This window comes from Acinetobacter sp. YZS-X1-1, from assembly GCF_000804305.1.
In the GTDB taxonomy this organism is placed as follows: domain Bacteria; phylum Pseudomonadota; class Gammaproteobacteria; order Pseudomonadales; family Moraxellaceae; genus Acinetobacter; species Acinetobacter variabilis.
This window is the reverse complement of the sequence record NZ_JWHB01000014.1, coordinates 13,616-37,729: the sequence shown is the minus strand read 5'-3', so window position 1 is coordinate 37,729 and position 24,114 is coordinate 13,616. Positions and strand designations below refer to the sequence as shown.

Sequence of the window (24,114 nt, the reverse complement as noted above, 5' to 3'; positions counted from 1 at the left end):
TGAAAATACAACAGGCGGATGCAACATGGCGCAACTGGTCAGGAAGCCAATACAGTTCTCCTCAAATTTTTGAGCCTAAAGAAATTAATGAATTACAAAATCTGGTGAAGTAACATGCACAGATTCGTGTGGTGGGTGCAGGATATTCATTCAGTGCGCTAGCCAAAACCGATGAGGTATTGATTCGTCTGGATCATTTCAAAGGCGTGATAGATGCAAATGAAGCGACAGCTCAATGTACTGTACAGGCAGGTACGCATCTATATGAGCTGGGTGAATATCTAGCCCCTCTGAATCAGGCTTTGATCAACCAAGGTGACATCGATCAGCAAAGTCTGGCGGGTGCAATCTCGACCGGTACACATGGCACGGGAATTGATTTACCGTGTCTATCTGCTTTCGTTCAAGGCTTTGAATTACTGACCGCAGATGGCGAATTATTGCAATGTAATAAGCAGCAAAATACGGAAATTTTTCAGGCGGGGCGGGTGGCACTGGGCAGTCTCGGAATACTCACTAAAATTAACCTGCAAAATCGGCCGCGTTATAAATTAAAAGAACAGATCTGGTTATGTTCGTTAAAAGACATATTTTCCAATATCGATCAATGGAAACATCAGCATCGGCATATTGAGTTTTGGGCTTTCCTGCATGCTGATCAGGTCATGCTGAAAATACTAGATGAAACGGATGAAGTCCTTCAGCCGAGAAAAGAAAGCTGGCCATCAGAAGACAGTTTACTGATGTTATGTTCTGAATTGACACGGTTATTGCCGTCTAAAAATCCTTATCTGCAAAAGCTGCTCGGTGTTTTTGTCCAACCGACCTGTTTTGTGGATTGGTCCAGTCAGATTTTCCCTACACCGCGCAATACCCGATTTAATGAAATGGAATACCAGATTCCTGTCGAACTAGGCTTGCAGTGTCTGGAAGAAGTGCTGCATTGTTTAAGGCAGCATCGTGTGCCGATGCTCTTTCCGATCGAGTTTCGTTATGTCAAAGCGGATGACATTTGGCTCAGTCCATTTTATCAGCGGGATTCAGTTTCAATTTCTATCCATCAGTTTTATAAGCAGGATTATCACGTCATTTTTAATCTAGTGGAACCAATTTTTCAGAAATATCAGGGGCGACCACATTGGGGAAAATTGCATAGCATGCATGCCGCATCACTGCGCGACTTATATCCAAGATGGGATGAATTTATGGCGCTACGTCAGCAGCTGGATCCGCAAAAAAATGGCTGAATCCCTACTTAAAAAAACTGTTTCTGGTTAAGTAACAGGAGTAGAAGATGCGACCAACTTATTTTCAGCAACTGACTCAAGACCTAAAACAGCAGGGTACGGGTACACCACAACTGATTCTGGATTTGGCTCAGTATCAACATAATCTGGATGTTGTGCAGTCGAAGCTCCCTGTGCAGTTAAAGCCACGTCTGGTGGTGAAATCTCTAGCCAGTACTAAGTTGCTTCAATTCGCTAGTGAAAAGCTGAATACCCAATGTTTTATGGTATTTCATCTGCCACATCTTCGGGAAATTATCGGAGCATTTCAGCAAGCGGACATTTTGCTCGGTAAGCCAATGCCGGTTCATGCAGCGCAGCGCTTTTATCAAAGCCTGTTTAGTCAAAAGGGCTTAAATCCTCAAGTAAATATTCAATGGCTGATCGATAGTCAAGCACGCTTGGAGCAGTATCTGCAACTCGCGCAAAGTCTGAATCTCTGCCTGAATGTGAATATTGAAATTGATGTAGGCCTACATCGTGGAGGAGTAAGCAGTCAGGAACAGTTTGTAGCCCCACTCAAGCTGATTCAGCAGCATCCTCTGTATCTAAAATTTTCCGGATTAATGGGCTACGATGCGCATGTAGCCAAACTGTCAAAAATTCTCAAAAGACCTGAAAAAAGTTATCAGCAATCACAGCAGATTTATCAACAATTCAAGCTAACGCTGCAACAGCAATTTCCTGGTTTATGGCATGAAAATCTATGTTTTAATGATGGCGGCAGTCCGACCTTTATGCAGCATTGCCAGCAGAGTGTCTGTAATGATCTAGCTTTTGGTTCCATGCTACTTAAACCCAGTGATTTTGATCTGGCCAATCTCTCAGTTTTAAAACGTGCCTTGTGGATCGCCACACCAATTTTAAAAGTGCTGCCTTATAGCCAGATTCCCGGACTGGAAATGCTGAATCATCTACCGCATCAACATAAAGCGCTTTTTGTTTATGGTGGCTACTGGCAGGCTGACTATTATTTTCCAGAAAAAAGCCAGCTGCATGTTTTATATGGACGCAGTAGCAATCAGGAAATGGTTCTGGTACCGAAATCTTGCGAACTGAAAGTTGATGATTATGTGTTTTTAAGGCCGACCCAAAGTGAAGCCATCATTCCCCAGTTTTCTCACTTGTATGTCTATGCTGAAAGGCAATTTGAAGCGTGGCAAACCTTTAGAGAATAAATAATTCTTGAGCGAATAATGATCTTAACTCGTTGCAGCTCAAAAGAACTTTTTGGTGATAAATCCTATTTTTATTAGGGAAAAGGTTTAATCATTGGCTCAAGCCGTGTAAAATTCTAGGCGATTTTTTATTTATCCACCGTTTTTATCTTTTGAGGTTCTCCCTCGATCATAATCTCGCGGTGACATGCTCCATGGTACGGGGCATCACTCCTTAAGGATTTCATATGCCAATTATCACTTTGCCAAATGGCGATCAAAAACAGTTTGATCACGCCGTATCTGTGATGGAAGTTGCTCAAAGCATCGGTCCTGGTCTTGCAAAAAATACTGTTGCAGGTCGTGTAAACGATCGTCTAGTGGACGCGTGCGATCTGATTACTGAAGACGCAACCTTACAAATCATCACGCCTAAAGATGAAGAAGGTGTCGAAATTATTCGTCACTCTTGCGCACACTTGGTGGGTCATGCCGTTAAGCAATTGTTCCCAGAAGCAAAGATGGTCATTGGTCCAGTCATTGAAGAAGGTTTCTACTATGACATCTGGATGCCACGTCCATTTACTTTAGATGACATGGCTGCGATTGAAGAGCGTATGAAAAAGCTCATCGATCAGGACTATGATGTCGTGAAAAAAATGACCCCGCGTGATGAAGTGATTGCAGAATTCACAGCACGTGGTGAAGAATACAAATTGCGCCTGATCGCAGACATGCCTGAAGAAACTCAAATGGGCCTGTACTACCATCAGGACTATCTGGATATGTGCCGTGGTCCGCACGTACCAAATACCAAATTCTTAAAATCATTCAAGCTGACAAAAATCTCTGGTGCTTACTGGCGCGGTGATGCGAAAAACGAACAGCTACAACGTATTTATGGTACAGCCTGGGCTGACAAGAAACAGCTCGCAGCTTATATCAAACGTATTGAAGAGGCTGAAAAACGCGATCACCGTAAAATTGGTAAAGCCTTAGACTTGTTCCATATGCAGGAAGAAGCACCAGGTATGGTGTTTTGGCATCCGAACGGCTGGACCATTTATCAAGTGCTTGAACAATACATGCGTAAAGTTCAGCAAGAAAATGGTTACCTTGAAATCCGTACACCACAAGTAGTTGATTTCACGCTTTGGGAAAAATCAGGTCACGCAGCGAACTATGCTGAAAACATGTTTACGACTCATTCAGAGAACCGTAACTATGCCGTGAAACCGATGAACTGTCCTTGTCACGTGCAAGTGTTCAACCAGGGCTTGAAATCTTACCGTGATCTTCCAATCCGTTTAGCGGAGTTTGGTTCATGTCACCGTAACGAGCCGTCAGGTTCTTTACACGGCATCATGCGTGTACGTGGCTTTACCCAAGATGATGCGCATATTTTCTGTACTAAAGAACAAATCGGTACTGAAGTTGCAGACTTTATCAAATTGACACTAGACGTATACAAAGATTTTGGCTTCGAAGAAGTACAAATGAAGTTGTCGACTCGTCCTGAAAAACGTGTAGGTGATGATGCACTTTGGGATATGGCAGAAAAATCTTTGGCAGATGCTTTAGATGCTGCTGGCCTGGATTGGGATTTACAACCAGGTGAAGGTGCATTCTACGGTCCGAAGATCGAATTTTCATTGAAAGACTGCTTAGGCCGAATCTGGCAGTGCGGTACCATTCAATGTGACTTTAACCTTCCAGAACGTCTGGATGCCTCTTATGTTACTGAAGACAACGATCGTGATCAGCCTGTGATGTTGCACCGTGCAATTCTTGGCAGTTTCGAACGTTTTATTGGTATACTGATTGAACACTACGCGGGCTTTATGCCACCTTGGTTATCACCAGTGCAAGCGTGTGTCATGAATATTACTGATGCTCAAGCTGAGGCTTGTGAGTCAGTCGTCGCGAAACTTAAAGAAAACGGAATTCGTGCAATTTCTGACTTGAGAAATGAGAAAATCGGCTTTAAGATTCGTGAACGTACTTTAGAGCGTATTCCTTACTTATTGGTACTTGGGGACCGTGAGGTAGAGGAAGGTACTGTGAATGTCCGTACCCGCTCAGGAAAAAATTTGGGTACTATGTCAATCGATGCTTTCGTTGACTTAGTAAAAGCAGCCGTTGCCGAACGCGGCCGGTACATTGTGGAGTAACAGCGATTAAACAGCCTGACCGTAATCAACAGGGCGGAAAATCAAACCGTCCTGCCTTGAATGATGAAATTCGTGCAAAAGAAGTCCGTCTTGTAGACGAAAATGGTGAGCAAAAAGGTATTGTTAACCTTGCAGAAGCATTGCGCGCAGCTGAAGCTGCCGATCTTGATCTTGTTGAGATCGTAGCCAATGCTGAGCCACCTGTCTGCAAAATCATGGACTTCAACAAGCATTTGTTTGATCTGAAACAAAAGCAGAAAGAAGCGAAGAAAAAACAGCATCAAGTCCAGGTGAAAGAAATCAAGCTACGTCCTGCGACAGATGTAGGTGATTACAACGTAAAACTACGTGCAATCATCAAATTCCTTGAAGAAGGAAACAAGGTAAAAATTACCCTGCGTTTCCGTGGTCGTGAAATGGCTCACCAACAACTGGGTCTGGCTCAACTGCAAAAAGTTGAAGCAGACGTCGTTGAATATGGTGTAGTTGAACAAGCGCCAAAAATGGAAGGTCGTCAAATGGGTATGCTGCTTGGTCCTAAAAAGAAAAAGTAAGCATCTCTTGATGAAAAAAAGCCCTGCATTTGCAGGGCTTTTTTTATGAGGTAATTTAATCTTTTATTGAGCAGGGTAGGATTTTCCTGCTTCTACAATCGGAATATTGGCCTCAGTGGGTACATAAATTATTTGTTGAATACGACCTTCACGTAGGGCTTCACCAAATGCACCAATAAATTCCTGCTTGCGATATTCAGGATAATCTTTAGCTGCCTGCCCAACGAGTTTAATGGCTTCTGCGCGCAGTTTGGCACTTTCCAGTTCCGCTTTTGCAACTTGCACTTGAATCATTTTGGATTGTTCTGCTTCAGCCAATGCTGCCTGACCATCCATGCCTTGTTTCCAAACTTTATAATGTGGCCAGCCAAACAATAGCAGTAAAATGACAATCAATAAAAAGAACAGCAAGCCCAATAGCATGAATGGACTCAGGGCGTTGCGACGGACATAATTCATAGTGCACCTACGGCAGATTTTTTTATCTATGGTATTTATTGAATGTTTTATTCTGTTTTAGAAAAGCATAGCCGAAATTTTATGTAAATCAAATATATGTAGTGATAGGGGAAAGTCCTAACCAGAACACCATTTTTTAATAACTGCTTTTTATCCTTTGGAATCTGATGAGATAAATTTCTTTCAGCTTAAACTTCATGATTAAAATTGCTTTTGAATCAGCCTTTATGATCTTAAATTCCAAGCACTGTACATGGCTTGAATGATTTCCTTAGCTTGCTGGCGGGAAAACATCGATAAATGAATCCGGAATAATCTTAAACAGAGCTGGTCGCGCCAACTGGGCTGACAAAGAATAAAATCGAGCGTGCCATCTCGCTGATTAATTTGATGAGCGGGAAGTCCGATTAGCCAGCGTTTGGTACGTGCCTTAATTGAATCATATTGAGGATTGATAAAGCTGTAATGGACGGTTTCACGATATAAACACAGACTGATCCGGTATCCTGCCAGGGTGTAATAAATTGTCCGCGAGGTGATTTTTAGTTTAATGCTATATACCAAGAGCGATAGCATCAGGAAACCTAGCATATAGCCATAAAAGCTTGGAGACTCCTGCCATAAAAATACCAATCCTCGAACAAAACTGGAAGGAGGATCTGGAGTATGAAGGTACAAGGTCATCAAAATCCCAATGGGATAGCAAAGAAGGAGAAGTCCCATATGTTTCATCGTCTGGGCACTTTGATGAAACAGAATAATGTCTGATGTGTTCATATTATTATTTTTATGATGGATGAAAATTGAACACTTTCAAGCTTAAGGATTCTGCCCTAAAAAAGAAAGACCCGTTCGGGCCTTTCTTTTGATTGTTGATCAGCTTTGCTGCTCGTTAGATTCATTTTGTTCAGCTAACAGTTTTTTGCCAATCGGAATCTGACGAGGCAATTTTTCTTCTGGCACATTGCGCTGCAATTCAATTTTCAATAAACCATTTTCGAATTCAGCTTGTTGTACCTCTACATGTTCATCCAGACGTAAAGACAGTTTGAATGAACGATGGGCGATGCCTTTATGCAGGAATTCCACAGTAGTATCTGAATTTTCTTCCACCGCTTTACCGCTAATGGTCAGAACCTGATTTTCTAGATTGATCTCTAGCTGGTCTTCATTGAATCCGGCAGCAGAAACTACAATGCGGTAATTGTTGTCGCCGGTTTTTTCAATGTTGTAATGCGGATAGTTCGGTGCCTCACTTTGCATTGCATAATCAAAAAGGTCATTAAAGCGGTCAAAACCGATACTACGACGGAATAGTGGGCTAAGACTGAAATTGCTCATTGATCTTACCTCCTGATCTCAGAAAAGTTTTATAAACAACATGCAATTCTTCAATATGAACTCAGTGATTAGAAACAATCTCCTGAATAGATCATTGCTCTATTTCTAATATAGGATTGAGGCGAAGCTTTTCAAGACTCAAGATTTAAAAATATTTGAACCCATCTTGAGCTAAAAATAATGCTTTAAATTTAGAGATTTTACTGCTGAATCTATAACAAAATATGCGGAAGTAGGGCTTTAAATCATGCTATAACTAGATCAAATTTCAATAATGTCATGTAAAAACGAAAAGGTAACAGGTAATAACATGATTGATCTCTATTATTGGGGAACGCCCAATGGCCATAAAATTACCATCGCATTAGAAGAAATGGGTTTGGAATATAAAATTTTCCCGATCAATATTCTGGAAAATGACCAGTTTCAACCTGATTTTTTACGTATCTCTCCAAACAACAAAATTCCTGCGATTGTAGATCAGGATGGCCCGCGTGGCGAACCGATTTCAGTATTTGAATCTGGCGCGATTCTGCAATATTTGGGTCGTAAAACCGGCCTGTTTTATCCGGATGATGAGCAGCAACGTGTTGAAGTTGAACAGTGGCTGATGTGGCAAATGGGTGGCTTGGGTCCGATGCTGGGGCAGAATCATCACTTTAGCCGTTTTGCTCCTGAGCGTATCCCATATGCTACTGATCGTTATGTCAATGAAACCAAGCGTCTATACGGGGTTCTGAACAAACAGCTGATTGGTCAAAAATATGTAGCCGGTGAGTATTCGATTGCGGATATGGCTATTTTGCCATGGGTGTTACGTCATGAATGGCAGCAAATTGATCTGGCAGATTATCCGGAAGTACAGGAATATGTGACACGCCTGACTGCGCGTCCAGCGGTGCAAAGAGCGTTAGCAATACAGGTCAGATAAGTCTGGCCTTTGTGCTAAACTAGATAAAAGTAGATTAAACCACCTTTGGGTGGTTTTTTATTGGGTGAGTATATGAAAGATTTTTTCCTGAACTTTACTAAAATCGTGGAAACGAATCCTCGAATTTACTGGAGTATTATTTTCGGTATCGCAGCTTGTCTGCTGCTGTTTATTGCTGAAATTGTGCATGTGGATCAGGTGATCAGCGCCTTGAATACCAAAGATCGCCAGATTTTAAATGCAGCGCTTGAACCGATCACCCAAAAATATCAATGGTCACGTATTTTGGTCATGGTTATGGCTATAGTCTGGTCTAATTGGGAATATCTTAAAGCCAAGAAAAAACTGGGTTTAAGCCGCTAGTCTCGGGATGTCTCTGTTTCTGCTCTTTCTTGCCGCTTTTGGTGCAGCGACTTTATTACCGCTGCAGTCAGAAGCGGTTTTGCTGGGTTTATTATGGCAAGGGAGCTATTCGGCGGCCTTGCTCATCATGATCGCAAGTGCTGGAAATATCTTGGGTTCCTGTGTGAACTGGTATCTGGGGTTCAAGATTGAGCAATATAAGCATAAAAAATGGTTTCCAGTCTCTGAGCAGCAGATGCTTAAAGCTCAAAGTACCTATCAGAAATACGGCTATTGGTCATTATTGCTGAGCTGGGTGCCGATTATTGGCGATCCAATTACATTAATTGCCGGTTTGCTTAAGGAAAATTTTACCCGTTTTATCTTGATAGTCAGTATTGCCAAAATTGGACGTTATCTGTTTGTCTATTGGGCTTATGCGATGTTTTAAAAAAAGAGGCATAAAGCCTCTTTTTATTTATATTCATCATTAGTGCGCAGAATTTTCTTGATTGAAAAACCTTTGCACATCAGAACTAAAAATTATTTTTCATTTCCTTTGGTAATATCAACTCCAAACAGATCCTTGGTTCTCGCCCAGCTGATGGCAACTACCAGTAGGGTCATGCTGCCACCAAACACTGTAGCCATAATCGTGCCCATATATCTCGCAGCCAGACCAGACTCAAAAGCACCCAGTTCATTACTAGACGAGACAAACATGCCGTTTACTGCAGCAACCCGGCCACGCATATTATCGGGTGGATAAATCTGTAAAATCGTCTGACGAATCACCACTGAAATACTGTCACAAGCCCCGGTCATGGCAAGAGCAAACAGAGATAGCCACATCGAGTTGGAGAAAGCAAATAGTAAAGTAAAGACACCGAAACCTGCGACTGCAAGCAGCATATTACGCCAGGCATGTTGCGTAGGCGAAAAGCGGGTCAGGACAATCATGGTTATCAGCGCACCAATGGAAGGAGCAGCCCGTAAATAACCCAAACCCTCTGGACCAACTTTTAGAATATCTTCGGCAAAAATCGGTAAGAGGGCAATCACCCCACCAAACAGCACCGAAACTAGATCTAGGGAAATTGACCACAGTACAATTTTACTGTTCCAGATGAAGCGGAAACCATCGCCCAGACTATGCAGGACATTTTCAGTTTCAATTTTAGGAAAATCGCGCTTTTGCAATAAGTTAATCAGAACAAAACAGATGCTGACCAGTACTGCGACAGTTAGAAGACTGGTTTCCCGACCTAAAAACGCCAGCATAAAACCACCGAGCATCGGCCCGATAATTACACCACTTTGCCAGCCAATTGTGGTCCAAGTTGCACCATTGGCATAGAGTGCACGTGGAATCAGAAAGGGTTTTAGTGAAGTTGCTGAAGGATTATAAAAGCCACGAATGGTACCCAGACAGAAAATGACGGCATAAATTCCCCAAGATAATTGACTGGTGCTGAGGTTTCCCAAACCGTGATAATGAAACAGTGACCAGAGAATGACAGGCATCGGAATGGCAAAAAATAAACAGATTTTCATAATAGTCTGCTTATTAAAACGATCCGCAACATATCCACCCCATAAAGAAAGGGAAATAAATGGAATCGCCTCTGCCAGACCAATCAGTCCTAAGGTCAGCGGGTCTTTGGTAATCTGATATAGTGAATAGGCAACAATAATTTCCTGAATCAGAATGGCTAAAGTCAGGCAAAACTGATTTAAGGTAACAATAGAAAAGTCTCGATAACGGAGTGCGGCAAATGCATCGGGCTGAATGTGCATAAAGAGCTGTAACTGAAAAAATTGACAAATTATAAAGTGATATCGCAAGCAGTATATAAATTCATCATTCAATTCTTATCGTAAAAAATGCTAAGTTTGCAGATTCATCAAGAAAAAAAGACTAGTGCTTTTGTTTTAAGCAAAGATGCATTAGAATATCGGCTCCCTTACCTGCAGGGCGTTCTTGCAATGGTGCAGACGTGCCGAACAGGTGTTCAAAAGAGGTTGTTATGCCTAAGATGAAAACTCGCCGTGGTGCAGCTAAACGCTTCAAAGCGACTGCTAACGGTTTTAAGCGTAAACAAGCGTTCAAACGCCACATTTTGACCAAAAAATCTGCTAAGCGTATTCGTCAATTGCGCGGCTGTGTAATGGTTCACGTAAGTGACGTTGCTTCAGTTCGTCGTATGTGCCCGTACATCTAAGGAGATTATAAATGGCTCGTGTAAAACGTGGTGTACAGGCTCATCGCCGTCACAAAAAAATTCTTGCTCGCGCTAAAGGTTACTATGGTGCTCGTTCACGCGTTTACCGCGTAGCGTTCCAAGCGGTAATCAAAGCTGGTCAATACGCTTACCGTGACCGTCGTCAGAAGAAACGTCAATTCCGTGCTCTATGGATTGCGCGTATCAACGCTGGTGCACGTCAAAACGGTTTATCGTACAGCCGTATGATCGCTGGCTTGAAAAAAGCTCAGGTTATCATCGACCGTCGCGTACTTGCTGACATCGCTATGCATGACGCAGTTGCGTTTGCAGCTCTAGCTTCTAAAGCTAAAGATGCGTTGGCTGCATAAGTCTTTATGACTTAGAAAAAAGACCGCTTTTAGCGGTCTTTTTTTATGCTTAAATGAAATCAGTGGGATCTTTGATTTTTTTAAATCATTTATTTATTGATTTGGTGGAGATTAAGTCTCCACCAAGCCAAAGTGATTATTTATAGACAATATATTTTATTAAAGCCCGAAATAGTAGCCAATCAAACAGATCACAATCGTGATCAGAATCAGTTTGATCACACTTGAAGCACCGGTTTTATGGTGACTTTGTGGTCGTTCGGCTTTAGAGACTTTGACTGCGCGATCTTCAGTATTCATGCCCGCAAAAGGATCAGGCGCCACTTTAGGAGTAAGTTGTGCAGTTTTATAATGATTGGCCACTTTCACAATAAACTTGGCACTGATTTCATCAATTTTTTGCGCAAAGTGGCGCAGGTTTAATTGCTGCTCCGGATTTAGTACCTGACCATCATCATTATAAGGGTGTTGAATCTTAGTCTGAATAAAATCACTTAATGCATCCAGACGATATAAGGTCTGATGAGCATAATCAGATGAATAATCCGTTGGAATCAAAGCTAGGTGACTCGGATTTTCTGAGTGAGACTGAATCGTTGGGGTAGTACCGTAATAAGGCAATCCAGTATAAGCAGGCTCAGTAAATCCTTGAGCTAAATGGTGTGCAAATAATTCCTGTTCAGTATAGGAATGAATATCATCCCAGTTTGGTTGTACCAGATCAGTATCAATTCTTTTAGCCAGTTTACTGTTCAGTTCATAACGCCAGAATACTTCATGACGTAAAGGTGACTTCTGAGCTTCTGGTGCTTCATAATCATTATCAGCGGTATACCATTCAGCCAGCTCCTTACCGATCATCCAGGCGGTTTTACCTTGAGCATGATGACTGATAATCACATGAGCCAAAGGAACCAGCTCGACATTGGCATTAGGGTTATTTTCATCTTCCAGCAAGTGTGAAGAATGCAGACTAATACGACGAACACCTTGTTTTTTCAGGCCTTCAAGCCAGATTTGAAAGTGCTGTGCCAGTAAATGCTGGGAAATCAGATCACGAAAAGTTAAATGGTACTGATTAAAAATGGAGTGATTCAGCCAGCGGCTGAAACTGAGATCCTGAGTTAAAAACTCATTGCCATAAGTGACGAGGGTCAGTTGCTGTTTCCAAATTTGATCGAGTGCCATAGTGATTTGATCTGATTGATATTATGTTTATCTTATACTTTTTATAATTCATGATGCTATTCTAATTTTCATTAAAAGCGCACTTCATCAACTCGCCTAAAAACTGTTAGAATATGGGGTTTTTTAAAAATATTTCTAACCTGTTGCTTTGAGAGTTACTATGTCACTGGAAGCCCTGACCACTGAAGCGCTCGCTGCGATTGCAGCAGCTCAAGACCTTGCTGCACTTGATCAAGTACGAGTGCAATTTACGGGGAAAAAAAGCCAGCTCGCGGAACAATCTAAGTCGCTGGGGAAAATGGATCCTGAACAACGTAAAGCGTTTGGGGCACAAATTCATGCAGTTCGTGAAGCTATCACGGGTGCTTTGACACAACGTCAGGCTGAACTGCAGAAAGCTGCACTAGAGCAAAAGCTTGCTAGTGAAACAATTGATATTACCTTGCCCGGTCGTGGCCAACAGGTGGGCAGCATTCACCCAGTGACCCAAGTACAAGAACGTATCTGTCAATTCTTTACCAAAGCAGGTTTTACAGTAGCGACTGGTCCAGAAGTTGAAGATGACTATCACAACTTCGAAGCATTGAATATTCCGGGCCATCACCCTGCACGTGCCATGCACGACACTTTCTACTTTGATGTAAACCATTTATTGCGTACGCATACTTCAGGTGTGCAGATTCGTACCATGGAAACCCAGCAGCCACCAATCCGTATTGTGTGTCCAGGCCGTGTATATCGTTGTGACTCTGACCAGACGCATTCACCAATGTTCCATCAGATCGAAGGCCTATACGTTGCTGAAAATACCAGCTTCGCTGAATTGAAAGGTTTATTGGTTAACCTGCTGAATGAATTCTTCGAAAAAGATTTGAAAGTACGTTTCCGTCCGTCTTATTTCCCGTTCACTGAGCCAAGTGCTGAAGTGGATATTATGGATGAACGTGGCAAGTGGTTAGAAGTTTTAGGTTGCGGTATGGTGCATCCAAATGTACTTCGCGCTGCGGGCATTGATCCCGACAAATACAAAGGCTTTGCATTTGGTTTAGGTGTAGAACGTTTTGCAATGTTGCGTTATGGCATTAATGACCTGCGTATGTTCTATCAAAACGATGTGCGTTTCTTACGCCAGTTTGCTTAAAGGATTTAAACCTCTCCCTGACCTCTCCTAAAAGGAGAGGGGGCTGTCCTTATGTGACTCAGGGTTCTCCCCCTTTGTAAAAGGGGGGGTTAGAGGGGGGTTTAAAAGATTAATTTATAGGTTTTAAAGAAATGAAAATTAGCGAAAATTGGCTGCGCACATGGGTTAACCCAGCCATCGATAGCGAAAAACTGTCTGACCAGTTGACTATGCTTGGTCTTGAAGTGGATGAAATTGCACCTGCGGCAAAACTGTTTACAGGTGTGGTTGTTGGTGAAGTCCTGACTGTCGAACAGCATCCAGATGCCGACCGTTTACGTGTTACCACTGTAAACATTGGTTCAGGTGAACCTCTACAAATCGTGTGTGGTGCACCTAACGTACGTGCGGGTATGAAAGCACCAGTAGCTACCATCGGTGCAGTATTACCAGGCGATTTTAAAATCAAGAAAGGCAAACTGCGTGGTGTTGAATCACAAGGCATGCTGTGTGGTGCTTCAGAAATCGATCTTGAAGACAAAATTGATGGTTTGTTGGAACTGCCTGCAGATGCACCAGTGGGTGTCAATGTTCGTGAATATTTAGACCTTGATGACAACGTGATTGATATCAGCATCACCCCGAACCGTGGTGACTGTTTCAGCATTCGTGGGATCGCACGTGAAATTGGTGTGATTAACCAGTTGCCGGTAACTCCACCTGAAATTAAAGAAGTAGCTGCAACCATCACCGATCAAAAGCAAGTCGTTGTTGAAACTCAAGGTTGCCCACGTTATTTGGGCCGTATCATCAAAAATGTAAATACTAAAGCACCAACTCCTGAATGGATGGAACGTGCATTAGTCCGCGCTGGTATCCGTCAGCACAGCATTTTGGTCGACATCACCAACTATGTATTGATGGAACTGGGTCAACCATTGCATGCCTTTGATGGTGGCAAGGTTCAAGGTTCAGTACATGTACGTCAAGCGACTGCAGGTGAAAAGCTTGTTCTACTAAATGAACAGGAAGTTGAACTGCAAGATGATGTGATGGTCATCGCAGATGATGAAAAAGCATTAGCGATTGCAGGGATTATGGGGGGTTTGTCTTCATCAGTAACTGATGAAACTACTGAAATTTTCCTAGAATCAGCATTCTTCGCGCCATTGCATATTGCTGGTCGTGCTCGTCGATTTGGTCTACATACTGATGCATCACAACGTTATGAACGTGGTGTTGACTTCGAATTGCCTATGATTGCAATGCATCGTGCTTCTCAGTTGATTGCTGAGCTTGCAGGCGGTGAGTTTGGTCCAATTATTGTAGCTGAAAAAACAGAGCTGTTACCAAAGCGTGAAGCGATTGAGTTAGAACAAGCGCAAGTCGATCAACTATTAGGTTATATAGTTGAATCAGATTTCATTACAGATGCTTTAACGCGTTTAGGTTGTGAAGTGACTGTAAAAGCTGAAGGTCAATGGTCAGTGGTTCCTCCATCACACCGTTATGACATGGCAATTTACCAAGATCTGATTGAGGAAGTTGCCCGTATTCACGGTTATGACAATATTCAAATTAGTCTTCCTGTGATTGATGTGAAGTTGGCGAAATATGAAGATCAATTCGAACTGACTCAGCTTCGTCAAACTGCAGTGACTTTAGGTTACCAAGAAGCGATCAGCTTCAGTTTTGCTGACCTGAAACTCGAAAAACAGTTAAATCCAGAAGTCAATCCATTGGCTTTGGCGAACCCAATTTCAAGCGATTTGGCAGTGATGCGTTCAACTTTACTGTCTAGCCTGATTCCATGTGTACAGTACAACGTCAATCGCCAGCAGAACCGTGTACGTTTTTTCGAACTCGGTCTGCGTTTTGATTACCAGAATGCGGCTTCAATTCATGATCTGAAACAGATTCCAACTTTTGCATTGATTGCTACTGGTTCACGTACGCCTGAAACCTGGCATGGTAAAGCACAGCCAATGGATTTCTTTGACTTCAAAGGTGATATTGAGGAAATTTTGGCAGCTGCGCGTCTAAATGTGGAATATGTACGTTCTGAACGTAGCTGGTTACATTCTGGTCAATCTGCAGAAATTCTAGTTAATGGTCAGTCAATTGGCTACTTAGGTCGTTTACATCCATCCCTTGAAGATGAGCTCGATTTGGCGACGACTTGGGTCGCTGAATTAGATCAATCGGCTGTTTTGCAAACTTATGTATCTAATTTTACAGAATTATCACGTTTTCCATCGGTTCGACGTGATATTGCGCTTTTAATTAGTGATAAGATTAATGTTAGCGAAATTCAGGGACTTATCGAAAAAACAGGTGGAGAGCTTCTAGGCTCGACATGGTTGTTCGATGTGTACACTGGACAAGGAGTAGAAGAAGGGAAACGCTCACTGGCATTTGCACTTCTCTGGCAGCATCCAAGCCGTACACTGGAAGATGCTGAAATTAAATCAGGTATGGATAATATCCTTCAGGTGTTGGAAAACACTTACCAAGCGACATTGAGGGCTTCATGACAGCATTAACAAAAGCAGAAATGGCTGATCATTTAAGTGAGCTCACGAGTTTAAACCGTCGTGAAGCTAAACAAATGGTCGAGTTGTTTTTCGACGAGATTAGCCAAGCGCTAATCTCGGGCGAACAAGTAAAATTATCGGGTTTCGGTAACTTTGAGTTGCGTGATAAGCGCCAACGTCCAGGCCGTAATCCGAAGACGGGTGAAGAGATTCCGATTTCTGCACGCCGTGTTGTTACGTTCCGCGCGGGGCAGAAGTTCCGTCAACGTGTGGGGAATGAGCAGATCAATTGATCTGCTTTTTTATATCTAACAATTTTATTTTTACATAAAAAAAGAGAGCCAAAGGCTCTCTTTTTTTGTACTAAATAATCGTAAAGATTATTGAGCAGCAGCTTCAGAAGCAGCAGTAGCTTCAGAAGCAGCGTCAGTAGCAACAGCAGCAGCAGCGTCAGCTTCAGCAACAGCAGCAGCGTCAGAAGCAGCAACTTCAGAAGTAGCTTCTACAGCAGCAGCGTCAGCAGCAGCTTCAGCTTCAGAAGCAGCTTCTACAGCTTCAGATGCAGCTTGATTAGCGTCAGCAGCAGCGTCGTCAGCTTTTTTAGCACAACCAACGAAAGCTAAAGTAGTAGCAACTGCAGCAGCAATAGCGATTTTTTTGAATAACATGGCATCACTCTCTAAAAAATTGAGATTAAAAAAAACCAAAGTCAGGCTGTAATATGCTTTTATTATTCCTAATAGTGTTAGGGACTAACAACGCAGGAGCAGTCTAACTGGTCTGCAAATATGCTATCACTGCGCATTTTTAATTGCTACTAGGTGAGCATCAAAAACAGCGAAAAAACGATAAAAATTAAGGATTTTTTAACAGAAAATAACAATTAATTGAAAGATATAGATTGGAGAAAGGCTTATTAAGCTTATAAAAATTATACAGTTATTTATTTGTTTACTTTAATAATCAAAAACTTAAAAATAAGTTTACAGATAACTTAGTACATTGTTTCATTGTGTAACATACGTCAACCATAAAAAAAAGGCCACCTTGAATGGTGACCTTTCTGATAATTTTAGTTCGATGCTTTGCGTTTCATTTGATCAAAGAAATCATCATTGGTTTTGGTTTCTTTCATGCGGTCAAGCAAGAATTCCATCGCGACCAGTTCATCTTGGGTATGCAGAAGTTTACGAAGAATCCAGACTTTACGCAGTTTGTCTTCGGACATTAAACGTTCTTCACGACGCGTACCGGATTTCTTGATATTCATCGCAGGGAATACGCGTTTTTCCGCAATACGGCGATCCAGCGTGATTTCCTGGTTACCTGTACCTTTGAATTCTTCGTAGATCACTTCATCCATTTTACTGCCGGTTTCAATCAGTGCAGTAGAAATGATTGTAAGAGAACCGCCTTCTTCGATATTACGTGCAGCACCAAAGAAACGTTTAGGACGCTCAAGTGCATGTGCATCTACACCACCGGTCAGTACCTTACCTGATGAAGGAATCACAGTGTTATATGCACGTGCCAGACGGGTAATCGAATCCAACAGAATCACCACATCTTTCTTATGTTCAACCAGACGTTTAGCTTTTTCAATCACCATTTCAGCCACTTGAACGTGACGGGCAGGGGATTCATCAAAGGTAGAGGCGACCACTTCACCACGAACAGTACGTTCCATTTCGGTGACTTCTTCAGGACGTTCGTCAATCAAAAGGACAATCAGGAAGCATTCAGGGTTGTTACGAACAATCGATTGCGCGATGTTCTGTAATAGCATGGTTTTACCAGCTTTTGGTGGTGCTACGATAATCGAACGTTGACCTTTACCAATGGGTGCCACCAGATCGACGACACGTGCAGTTAAATCTTCAGTCGTACCATTACCAAGTTCCATCACTAATTGTTCAGTAGGGAACAATGGAGTTAAGTTTTCGAACAGGATTTTATTACGTGAATTCTCTGGGGTATCGTAGTTAATCTGATTGACTTTAAGCAAAGCAAAATAACGCTCACCCTCTTTAGGCGGACGAATGGTTCCCGTAATGGTGTCACCCGTACGCAGGTTAAAGCGTCGAATTTGTGATGGGCTGACATAGATATCGTCAGGACCTGCCAAATAAGAGCCTGCTGCAGAGCGTAAGAAGCCAAAACCATCTGACAAAATTTCTAGAACGCCATCACCAAAAATCTCTTCGCCATTCATTGCATGGCGTTTTAAGATGGCAAAAATAATGTCTTGCTTACGGTTACGAGCCATACCTTCAAGGCCCATAAACTCGGCAATCTTGATGAGTTCGCCAATCGGTTTTTTCTTGAGTTCGGTTAAATTCATAGGTGGTCAGATAGAATCAAAGTTCTAAGGTATAGGTTAGAAAGGGAGTAACATTCGGCCGCATATAAGCATTCAAACGAAAGCAATTGAATTTGCACAAGAACAATTCAGAGGTCTGTTTGATTGTTTCAAAGAGAAATGTGAAAACAATTTCTATTGCCGAGCGGCATGTTATGTAATGTATCTTGTAAGAAACTGACAGGATTTAGCATCCTTTATCTCTTGAAGTTGAAATATAAGAGAGAAACAGGTTTTTGTCAATTTATAGACGAAAAAAATACGCAACCTTTGGTCGCGTATTTTTAGTTGAACATTTAGTGCTTAGATATTTTGATCAATAAATGCAGTCAATTTAGATTTTGGTACTGCACCGACTTGAGTCGCTACCACTTCACCATTTTTGAACATCAATAAAGCTGGAATGTTACGGATATTGAAGTTCACAGCAGTTTGTTCGCAAGACGTTACGTCAACTTTGACAATTTTCACTTTGCCTTGATATTCATCAGCCAATACTTCAAGTACAGGGGCAATAGCTTTACATGGCGCACACCAGCCAGCCCAGAAATCAACCAGCACAGGAACGTCTGATTGAAGAACGTCTGCTTCGAAGTTTGCGTCAGTAGTGTTTACGATGTTGCCAGACATGGAGTGCTCCAGAATTAATTTTATAAAAATGACTATAATTATTAGTATTACATAGCCATCTTTAACAATGTAGGGGAATCTGTAAATTTTCAAGCTTTAATGTTGTTTTGTCTAATGGATGATCACGATAGTCACCATCGCCTCATACAATTGTCCTATAAATGAAAAAAATAATTACGCGAAATTGTCCTGACAAATGGCTTTTAAATTGCATGGTTGTGAATTACTCTAAGCACAATTCTTAAAAGGTTTATTTCTAGAATGTCTGATTTTTTGATTGATGAAGAATTACTCGCAGCCATCGATATGGGATCAAACAGTTTTCATTTGGCGATTGCCCGGGTGGATCATGGCGAAGTGAAAAAAGTCGCATCAATGTCAGAGAAGGTTCAGCTTGCTGCGGGACTGGATGAAAATAAAAATTTAACTGAAGCCGCACAGCAGCGTGGTTTAGCTTGTCTGGCCCGTTTTGTCGGACGTTTGGGTTCTGTACAACCAAACCGTTTACGGATTGTTGCAACCAATGCATTACGCCAAGCCAAAAATGGTCATGAGTTCATTCAGAAAGCGGCTGAAATTTTACCAAAACCGATTGAAATTATTGCTGGTCGTGAAGAAGCGCGTCTAATTTATCTCGGTGTGTCACATACCATGGCCAATACTGGTCGTCGCCTGGTGGTAGATATCGGTGGGGGGTCGACTGAACTGATTATCGGGGAAGAATTCGAACCCATTCATACCGAATCTGTGCAGATGGGTTGTGTGACTTTTACCAAGAAATTCTTTGCTGATGGTGAAATTACCCATAAAGCCTTTGATAAGGCAGTGACTGCGGCGCGAAAAGAAATTTCAGGCATTGCCAATACGTATAAATCTGCCGGTTGGGATGCGGTGATTGGTTCGAGTGGTACGATTAAGGCTTGCCGTCAGATCTGTGTCAATATGGGCTGGAGCAATGATAAAGAACAGCTCACTCGTGAAGGTCTGGAAAAACTTAAAGACAGATTATTCAAATATAAGCATGTTTCGGACATGGAATTTGAAGGTCTGAAAGATGACCGCCGTGCAGTCTTGCCTGCAGGAATTGCCATTTTATATGCGGTATTTGATGTACTGAATATTCCACATCTGGTCTATTCAGATGGAGCATTACGTGAAGGTGTGATGTATGACCTCTTGGGTCGTTTCAAGCATGAAGATATACGTGATCGTTCAGTCCATGCCTTGATTGGTCGTTATAATGCCGATGCCAAGCAGGCCGAACGTGTAGTGCAGACTGCACAAAAACTGTTTGATGATGTAGCAGGTGATCTTGGCCTATATAGCGAGGACAGTGATTTACTTCGTCGTGCAGCTTATTTGCACGAAATTGGTTTAGCGATCAGTCATAGTGGTTATCACCGCCACGGTGCCTATTTGTTGCAACATTCTGACATTGCCGGTTTTTCGCAGGTAGATCAGAATTATTTGTCACATTTGGTCGCACATCATCGCCGTAAATTGCGCGCTGATGCCAAGCATGATGTGATGAAAGTCGGTGGAACTAAACTTTTACAGCTGTGTTTGCTGTTGCGTCTGGCGGTTTTGGTCAATCACAGTCGTAGTGATGAGATGCTTCCTGCCATTGAACTTAAGGTCAAGAATGCGCAACAATGGCAGCTCAGCATTTCTGGTGATGCCAAACAATGGCCATTATTGATTGCTGAACTGCATGATGAACAGGTGCAGTTTAAAAATTGGGAGATCGAGCTCTCGGTTCAATCTGAACAATTTGTTAATTAATACCTTTATAGGGATGAAAACGGTTGACCTATGAAAAATAAAGCTACCCCATCAAAAGCATGGACGACAGTACAGATTGCTCGTCATCCGGAACGTCCACAATTTCTGGACTACGTAGGTGAAATATTCACTGAATTTGATGCTTTGCATGGCGACCGTCTCTATGGTGATGATGGCGCAATGATCGGTGGTCTGGCACGTTTCGATGGACAACCAGTGATGATCGTGGGTCAGCACCGTGGTCGTAGTACCCGTGAAAAATTACAGCATAATTTTGGAATGAGTAACCCGGAAGGTTACCGTAAAGCTCAGCGTCTGCTCGATATGGCGGAACGTTTTAATCTGCCAGTCTTCACCTTTATTGATACCATGGGTGCATACCCCGGTGTGGGTGCGGAAGAGCGTGGTCAGGCTGAAGCGATTGCATCGAGTTTGGCACAACTTTCTAATCTGAAAGTACCTGTAATTGCCACTGTTCTGGGTGAAGGTGGTTCAGGCGGTGCACTCGGGATTGGCGTGGCAGATCGTGTAGTGATGCTCTCTCACAGTATTTATTCAGTGATTTCACCGGAAGGTTGTGCGTCTATTCTGTGGAAAACTGCAGAAAAAGCGGAACAAGCCAGTGAAGCTTTGGCATTAACTGCTGAAAAATTGCAGAAGATGGGCATTGTTGAATACGTCGTTGATGAAGGTGAAGGTGCACATCTGGATCCGGATGAAGTCATGTACCAACTGAAAGCAGTCCTGAAAGAAGCTTTAAATGAACTGCAAGCAATGGAACCACAAGCACGATGCGAAGCACGTTACCAACGTTTAATGAAGTTTGGCAGCGACAATTTAGGTCTGGCATCTTAAAGCAACTGCAGGGCTTTCCTGCAGAGACAAAATTTCTAATCGGATGTAGTGGCGGCGTGGATTCCATGCTGTTGCTGCATCTGATGTTTTTTTTGTGCCCGGAAAAAATCCGTGCGATCTATGTTGATCATCAATTGCAAAGTATCAGCGGGGAATGGAGCGCTTTTGTCCATCAACAGTGTCAGCAACTAAATATTCCCTGCATCATTCAGCCCGTCCATGTTGCCAGTGGCAATCTGGAATCTCAGGCTCGCCAATCGCGTTACCAAGCTTATTTACAACATCTTCAGCCCGATGAAATTTTGGTCTTAGCCCATCATCAGCAAGATCAAGCAGAAACTTTAATGTTGCGCTTACTTTCTGGTGCAGGGATTGATGGTCTGGCTGCCATGAAAGCGATCGATATACGCCACGATTTAACCATTTGGCGGCCACTGCTGGATATTTCCCGTGAGCAGATTTGCCAATGGGCAGCAGATTTAAACATCCAGAATATTGAAGATCCGACCAATCAGAATACCCATTATGACCGTGCTTGGGCACGTCAGGTGCTATGGCCAGTCTTAAGTCATCGCTATCCGAAAATGCAGTCCGCCTTGGCACGTACCAGTGAACTGATGCAAGATGCGCAAAACATTCTGCAAGAAGTATTGGAGCAAGATCTAAAATTCTGTGGCAACGACGAAATTCTCAATTTATCTCCTCTCTTAAGTTTATCCAAAGCACGACAGCGCCAGTTACTCTCAGTCTGGATGAAAGGTGAGGGACAATATCGTCCCTCTCTGGACATGGTTAAGCGTGTACAGACTGAAGTAATCAAGGCTAAACAGGATACTCAGGCAGCGCTACATTGGTCGGGTTATTACTATGTGCGTTATCAGCAGCAGTTACATCGCCTAAAAGCTGAAGTTTATCTGGCTGATCAACAGCTAAACGTAGCTGAACAGCAGATCATTTTACAGAATAAAGATCAGGTTCATCTTCCTTCTGGTCAATTCGGGATTCAAAGGGCTGAGATAGGATTGTCTCCCACTTTATTAGGACAACCCTTGTATTTACGTCAACGGAAGGGGGGTGAAAAAATTCATCTCTATGGCCGGATGGGGCACTGGCCGCTCAAAAAAGCCATTCAGGAAGCGCAAATATTTCCCTGGACTCGGCATACTATTCAAATATTAAGCACAGATAATGTTATGCTAGGCGTGTTTACACCTAAAGGATTTTGGTTAGCTCAATCTGCATATTGTGAGGCAGGGGGGTGGCTACCCATTTCGGTTTCTTCAACTTTAGAATTCAACGACGAGCATTAAACATGAGTGCAGCTTTAAATTGTAATATTAGTTTTATTGGTGGCGGTAATATGGCTCAAGCTCTGATTGGCGGGCTGATTTCACAGGGGTTGCCAGCAACGCGTATTACAGTTTCTGATCCGGTTGAGAAAGTACGCTCACTTCTTGCAGAAAAAGAAGTCAATGTCACTGATGATAATATTGCTGCTATTAAAGATGCGGATATCGTCCTGTTTGCAGTCAAACCACAGGTTTTAGCTAGTGTGTTAAAACCACTTCAAGGTTTACTTGATGGCAAGCTGGTGATCTCAATTGTCGCTGGTGCCGAGATTGCAACACTATCTGCGCTATTGGGTACTGACCGTATTGTCCGTGTGATGCCAAATACACCCGCATTGGTACAGACTGGTGCACATGGTTTATTTGCCAATGAAGAAGTGGGTAATGATGACCGTGAGCTGGCGAGTCAGGTTTTGGCTTCTACCGGCCTGACAATTTGGGTAAACTCAGAAGCTCAGATTGATGCCGTAACTGCTGTGTCCGGTTCAGGTCCTGCTTATTTCTTCTATATGATGGAAAGCATGATTCGTGCAGGCAAGAATTTAGGTCTGGATGAAAAAGTAGCTACTGCATTGACGTTGCAAACTGCTTTGGGGGCAGCGCAAATGGCGATCACCAGTTCTAATAAACCAGCAGAGCTGCGTAAGAATGTCACATCTCCGAATGGTACAACTCAAGCGGCATTGGAAGTATTTGATCGCGCGCAAATTTCTCAGAATATTCAGGCAGCGCTTGCTGCTGCGCAAAAACGTAGTCAGGAACTGGCCCAAGAGCTCAGTGACAATAGCAAATAATCTATCAGTTTAATTTTTAGGAACGTTCAAGTATGGGTGCAAATTCTGCGCTAATTTTTGGCATTATCATTAACGTCGCGATTTTGCTCGTATTCTTCCGCTTTTTAATGCAATTGGCCGCGGTGAGTCCTTATAATCCTGTCGTTCTATCTACTGTCAAAGCGACTAAAATTGTAGATGTTTTTGGGCGTATTTTCCCAACCGCAGGTAAAGGCCGGGTGAATACTGCTGCACTGGCACTTTTAGTCGTGCTGTATTTGCTGAAAATTTTTGGCATCATGTATTTGTCCGGGGGAATGCCAAATGGTCCAATCCATTTGCTTATTCTAACCTTCGTCACCATGATGCAGGATTTGATCCGCTTCTGTCGTTACCTGATTTTTGCAACGATTATTTTGAGCTGGGTGGTGATGTTTACGCAATCCCGCTCACCTTATATTGAAGTGGTTCAGGAACTTGCAGAACCATTATTGGCACCGTTCCGCCGTATCATGCCGAATATGGGAATGATCGATCTGTCTCCAATTCTGGCAATTTTGGCACTGATCGTAATTGAAATGATTATGAACCAGGTGGCAATTGTATTGCTAACCGGTCTTTAATCAGATCCCAAAGAAAAAGGACGCTTAGGCGTCCTTTTTTTATTTCAAGAAAATTCCCTCTCCTTGT

General features: G+C 42.6%; 24 protein-coding genes and 1 pseudogene. 17 read left to right on the top strand and 8 right to left on the bottom strand.

The annotated features are described in order from the left end of the window. Nucleotides 1-122: 122 nt before the first annotated feature. From RJ01_RS09105 to infC, 4 genes and pseudogenes are all read left to right on the top strand, one after another. A pseudogene (locus RJ01_RS09105) lies at nucleotides 123-1,282 on the top strand (D-arabinono-1,4-lactone oxidase). A 12-nt stretch (nucleotides 1,283-1,294) separates the two neighbouring features. Next, entirely contained in the window at nucleotides 1,295-2,464 is a 1,170-nt protein-coding gene (locus RJ01_RS09100) for an alanine racemase (protein WP_034170832.1), read from the top strand. 227 nt (nucleotides 2,465-2,691) lie between these two features. Next, nucleotides 2,692-4,614 (top strand): threonine--tRNA ligase, encoded by a 1,923-nt coding sequence (thrS, locus tag RJ01_RS09095; protein ID WP_004783592.1) that lies wholly within the window; start codon nucleotides 2,692-2,694, stop codon nucleotides 4,612-4,614. Nucleotides 4,615-4,619: 5 nt separating this feature from the next. Beyond that, nucleotides 4,620-5,168 (top strand): translation initiation factor IF-3, encoded by a 549-nt coding sequence (gene infC / locus RJ01_RS09090; protein ID WP_081402664.1) that lies wholly within the window; start codon nucleotides 4,620-4,622, stop codon nucleotides 5,166-5,168. Nucleotides 5,169-5,231: 63 nt separating this feature from the next. On the opposite strand, the gene RJ01_RS09085 is transcribed toward infC, so the two are convergent. The 3 genes from RJ01_RS09085 to RJ01_RS09080 form a co-directional block, all read right to left on the bottom strand. Continuing rightward, nucleotides 5,232-5,627, bottom strand: a complete 396-nt coding sequence (locus RJ01_RS09085; RefSeq protein ID WP_034170831.1) for a hypothetical protein — start codon at nucleotides 5,625-5,627, stop codon at nucleotides 5,232-5,234. A 225-nt stretch (nucleotides 5,628-5,852) separates the two neighbouring features. Next, on the bottom strand, nucleotides 5,853-6,404 hold the full coding sequence (locus RJ01_RS15830; RefSeq protein WP_081402663.1) for a hypothetical protein: 552 nt from the start codon (nucleotides 6,402-6,404) through the stop codon (nucleotides 5,853-5,855). 99 nt (nucleotides 6,405-6,503) lie between these two features. Further along, complete coding sequence (locus tag RJ01_RS09080; protein ID WP_034170830.1) at nucleotides 6,504-6,968, bottom strand: Hsp20 family protein; 465 nt, start codon at nucleotides 6,966-6,968, stop codon at nucleotides 6,504-6,506. Nucleotides 6,969-7,278: 310 nt separating this feature from the next. On the opposite strand from RJ01_RS09080, the gene RJ01_RS09075 reads away from it, so the two are divergent. The 3 genes from RJ01_RS09075 to RJ01_RS09065 all read left to right on the top strand — a co-directional run bounded on the left by RJ01_RS09075 (nucleotide 7,279) and on the right by RJ01_RS09065 (nucleotide 8,692). Continuing rightward, nucleotides 7,279-7,899, top strand: coding sequence for a glutathione S-transferase N-terminal domain-containing protein (locus RJ01_RS09075; RefSeq protein ID WP_004783581.1), 621 nt, complete (start codon nucleotides 7,279-7,281; stop codon nucleotides 7,897-7,899). A gap of 72 nt (nucleotides 7,900-7,971) precedes the next feature. Then, nucleotides 7,972-8,262, top strand: coding sequence for a hypothetical protein (locus tag RJ01_RS09070; protein ID WP_034170829.1), 291 nt, complete (start codon nucleotides 7,972-7,974; stop codon nucleotides 8,260-8,262). A 7-nt stretch (nucleotides 8,263-8,269) separates the two neighbouring features. Then, entirely contained in the window at nucleotides 8,270-8,692 is a 423-nt protein-coding gene (locus tag RJ01_RS09065; RefSeq protein WP_034170828.1) for a YqaA family protein, read from the top strand. A 92-nt stretch (nucleotides 8,693-8,784) separates the two neighbouring features. Here RJ01_RS09065 and RJ01_RS09060 read toward each other — a convergent pair whose 3' ends face one another. Then, a complete protein-coding gene (locus tag RJ01_RS09060) occupies nucleotides 8,785-10,038 on the bottom strand; it encodes an MFS transporter (protein ID WP_034170827.1) in 1,254 nt (417 codons plus the stop codon). A 230-nt stretch (nucleotides 10,039-10,268) separates the two neighbouring features. On the opposite strand from RJ01_RS09060, the gene rpmI reads away from it, so the two are divergent. Both rpmI and rplT read left to right on the top strand, forming a co-directional pair. Next, nucleotides 10,269-10,463 carry a 50S ribosomal protein L35 gene (rpmI, locus tag RJ01_RS09055; protein WP_004278281.1) on the top strand — a complete coding sequence of 65 codons (195 nt, stop codon included), beginning with the start codon at nucleotides 10,269-10,271 and terminating at the stop codon, nucleotides 10,461-10,463. 11 nt (nucleotides 10,464-10,474) lie between these two features. Further along, entirely contained in the window at nucleotides 10,475-10,834 is a 360-nt protein-coding gene (gene rplT, locus RJ01_RS09050) for a 50S ribosomal protein L20 (RefSeq protein ID WP_004647525.1), read from the top strand. Nucleotides 10,835-10,993: 159 nt separating this feature from the next. Here rplT and RJ01_RS09045 read toward each other — a convergent pair whose 3' ends face one another. Further along, complete coding sequence (locus tag RJ01_RS09045; RefSeq protein ID WP_005233930.1) at nucleotides 10,994-12,022, bottom strand: hypothetical protein; 1,029 nt, start codon at nucleotides 12,020-12,022, stop codon at nucleotides 10,994-10,996. Between the two features lie 160 nt (nucleotides 12,023-12,182). Between RJ01_RS09045 and pheS the strand changes: the two genes are divergently transcribed. From pheS to RJ01_RS09030, 3 genes are all read left to right on the top strand, one after another. Continuing rightward, nucleotides 12,183-13,163 carry a phenylalanine--tRNA ligase subunit alpha gene (gene pheS / locus RJ01_RS09040; RefSeq protein WP_005233932.1) on the top strand — a complete coding sequence of 327 codons (981 nt, stop codon included), beginning with the start codon at nucleotides 12,183-12,185 and terminating at the stop codon, nucleotides 13,161-13,163. Between the two features lie 131 nt (nucleotides 13,164-13,294). After that, a complete protein-coding gene (gene pheT, locus RJ01_RS09035) occupies nucleotides 13,295-15,676 on the top strand; it encodes a phenylalanine--tRNA ligase subunit beta (protein WP_034170826.1) in 2,382 nt (793 codons plus the stop codon). Continuing rightward, nucleotides 15,673-15,969, top strand: a complete 297-nt coding sequence (locus RJ01_RS09030; RefSeq protein ID WP_004783565.1) for an integration host factor subunit alpha — start codon at nucleotides 15,673-15,675, stop codon at nucleotides 15,967-15,969. Before pheT ends, RJ01_RS09030 begins: the two co-directional genes overlap by 4 nt. Before the next feature lie 87 nt (nucleotides 15,970-16,056). Here the strand turns inward: RJ01_RS09030 and RJ01_RS09025 are convergent, their stop codons facing one another. The 3 genes from RJ01_RS09025 to trxA all read right to left on the bottom strand — a co-directional run bounded on the left by RJ01_RS09025 (nucleotide 16,057) and on the right by trxA (nucleotide 18,665). After that, nucleotides 16,057-16,344, bottom strand: coding sequence for a hypothetical protein (locus RJ01_RS09025; protein WP_034170864.1), 288 nt, complete (start codon nucleotides 16,342-16,344; stop codon nucleotides 16,057-16,059). A 404-nt stretch (nucleotides 16,345-16,748) separates the two neighbouring features. Continuing rightward, nucleotides 16,749-18,017 (bottom strand): transcription termination factor Rho, encoded by a 1,269-nt coding sequence (gene rho / locus RJ01_RS09020; RefSeq protein WP_004783562.1) that lies wholly within the window; start codon nucleotides 18,015-18,017, stop codon nucleotides 16,749-16,751. A gap of 321 nt (nucleotides 18,018-18,338) precedes the next feature. Then, nucleotides 18,339-18,665: a thioredoxin gene (gene trxA / locus RJ01_RS09015; protein WP_034170825.1), complete on the bottom strand. Its 327-nt coding sequence runs from the start codon at nucleotides 18,663-18,665 to the stop codon at nucleotides 18,339-18,341. Between the two features lie 261 nt (nucleotides 18,666-18,926). Between trxA and ppx the strand changes: the two genes are divergently transcribed. From ppx to RJ01_RS08990, 5 genes are read left to right on the top strand one after another with little or no spacing between them, the layout of a single operon-like run. Then, nucleotides 18,927-20,447 carry an exopolyphosphatase gene (gene ppx / locus RJ01_RS09010; RefSeq protein WP_034170824.1) on the top strand — a complete coding sequence of 507 codons (1,521 nt, stop codon included), beginning with the start codon at nucleotides 18,927-18,929 and terminating at the stop codon, nucleotides 20,445-20,447. A 30-nt stretch (nucleotides 20,448-20,477) separates the two neighbouring features. Next, complete coding sequence (locus RJ01_RS09005) at nucleotides 20,478-21,302, top strand: acetyl-CoA carboxylase carboxyltransferase subunit alpha (RefSeq protein WP_004783557.1); 825 nt, start codon at nucleotides 20,478-20,480, stop codon at nucleotides 21,300-21,302. Further along, nucleotides 21,239-22,612 (top strand): tRNA lysidine(34) synthetase TilS, encoded by a 1,374-nt coding sequence (tilS, locus tag RJ01_RS09000; RefSeq protein ID WP_081402662.1) that lies wholly within the window; start codon nucleotides 21,239-21,241, stop codon nucleotides 22,610-22,612. Before RJ01_RS09005 ends, tilS begins: the two co-directional genes overlap by 64 nt. Before the next feature lie 2 nt (nucleotides 22,613-22,614). After that, nucleotides 22,615-23,445 (top strand): pyrroline-5-carboxylate reductase, encoded by an 831-nt coding sequence (proC, locus tag RJ01_RS08995; protein WP_034170822.1) that lies wholly within the window; start codon nucleotides 22,615-22,617, stop codon nucleotides 23,443-23,445. A gap of 32 nt (nucleotides 23,446-23,477) precedes the next feature. Further along, the gene (locus RJ01_RS08990; protein WP_004783550.1) at nucleotides 23,478-24,047 is read left to right on the top strand and encodes a YggT family protein; all 570 of its coding nucleotides are present in this window, start codon (nucleotides 23,478-23,480) and stop codon (nucleotides 24,045-24,047) included. Nucleotides 24,048-24,114 lie beyond the last annotated feature (67 nt).

What these genes read in the sequence shown, in the direction of transcription:
- RJ01_RS09100 (WP_034170832.1), top strand. Translation starts at nt 1,295, where the DNA reads ATGCGACCAACTTATTTTCAGCAACTGACTCAAGACCTAAAACAGCAG.
- thrS (WP_004783592.1), top strand. Translation starts at nt 2,692, where the DNA reads ATGCCAATTATCACTTTGCCAAATGGCGATCAAAAACAGTTTGATCAC.
- RJ01_RS09085 (WP_034170831.1), bottom strand. Translation starts at nt 5,627, where the DNA reads ATGAATTATGTCCGTCGCAACGCCCTGAGTCCATTCATGCTATTGGGC.
- RJ01_RS15830 (WP_081402663.1), bottom strand. Translation starts at nt 6,404, where the DNA reads ATGAACACATCAGACATTATTCTGTTTCATCAAAGTGCCCAGACGATG.
- RJ01_RS09080 (WP_034170830.1), bottom strand. Translation starts at nt 6,968, where the DNA reads ATGAGCAATTTCAGTCTTAGCCCACTATTCCGTCGTAGTATCGGTTTT.
- RJ01_RS09075 (WP_004783581.1), top strand. Translation starts at nt 7,279, where the DNA reads ATGATTGATCTCTATTATTGGGGAACGCCCAATGGCCATAAAATTACC.
- RJ01_RS09070 (WP_034170829.1), top strand. Translation starts at nt 7,972, where the DNA reads ATGAAAGATTTTTTCCTGAACTTTACTAAAATCGTGGAAACGAATCCT.
- RJ01_RS09065 (WP_034170828.1), top strand. Translation starts at nt 8,270, where the DNA reads ATGTCTCTGTTTCTGCTCTTTCTTGCCGCTTTTGGTGCAGCGACTTTA.
- RJ01_RS09060 (WP_034170827.1), bottom strand. Translation starts at nt 10,038, where the DNA reads ATGCACATTCAGCCCGATGCATTTGCCGCACTCCGTTATCGAGACTTT.
- rpmI (WP_004278281.1), top strand. Translation starts at nt 10,269, where the DNA reads ATGCCTAAGATGAAAACTCGCCGTGGTGCAGCTAAACGCTTCAAAGCG.
- rplT (WP_004647525.1), top strand. Translation starts at nt 10,475, where the DNA reads ATGGCTCGTGTAAAACGTGGTGTACAGGCTCATCGCCGTCACAAAAAA.
- RJ01_RS09045 (WP_005233930.1), bottom strand. Translation starts at nt 12,022, where the DNA reads ATGGCACTCGATCAAATTTGGAAACAGCAACTGACCCTCGTCACTTAT.
- pheS (WP_005233932.1), top strand. Translation starts at nt 12,183, where the DNA reads ATGTCACTGGAAGCCCTGACCACTGAAGCGCTCGCTGCGATTGCAGCA.
- pheT (WP_034170826.1), top strand. Translation starts at nt 13,295, where the DNA reads ATGAAAATTAGCGAAAATTGGCTGCGCACATGGGTTAACCCAGCCATC.
- RJ01_RS09030 (WP_004783565.1), top strand. Translation starts at nt 15,673, where the DNA reads ATGACAGCATTAACAAAAGCAGAAATGGCTGATCATTTAAGTGAGCTC.
- RJ01_RS09025 (WP_034170864.1), bottom strand. Translation starts at nt 16,344, where the DNA reads ATGTTATTCAAAAAAATCGCTATTGCTGCTGCAGTTGCTACTACTTTA.
- rho (WP_004783562.1), bottom strand. Translation starts at nt 18,017, where the DNA reads ATGAATTTAACCGAACTCAAGAAAAAACCGATTGGCGAACTCATCAAG.
- trxA (WP_034170825.1), bottom strand. Translation starts at nt 18,665, where the DNA reads ATGTCTGGCAACATCGTAAACACTACTGACGCAAACTTCGAAGCAGAC.
- ppx (WP_034170824.1), top strand. Translation starts at nt 18,927, where the DNA reads ATGTCTGATTTTTTGATTGATGAAGAATTACTCGCAGCCATCGATATG.
- RJ01_RS09005 (WP_004783557.1), top strand. Translation starts at nt 20,478, where the DNA reads ATGAAAAATAAAGCTACCCCATCAAAAGCATGGACGACAGTACAGATT.
- tilS (WP_081402662.1), top strand. Translation starts at nt 21,239, where the DNA reads ATGCGAAGCACGTTACCAACGTTTAATGAAGTTTGGCAGCGACAATTT.
- proC (WP_034170822.1), top strand. Translation starts at nt 22,615, where the DNA reads ATGAGTGCAGCTTTAAATTGTAATATTAGTTTTATTGGTGGCGGTAAT.
- RJ01_RS08990 (WP_004783550.1), top strand. Translation starts at nt 23,478, where the DNA reads ATGGGTGCAAATTCTGCGCTAATTTTTGGCATTATCATTAACGTCGCG.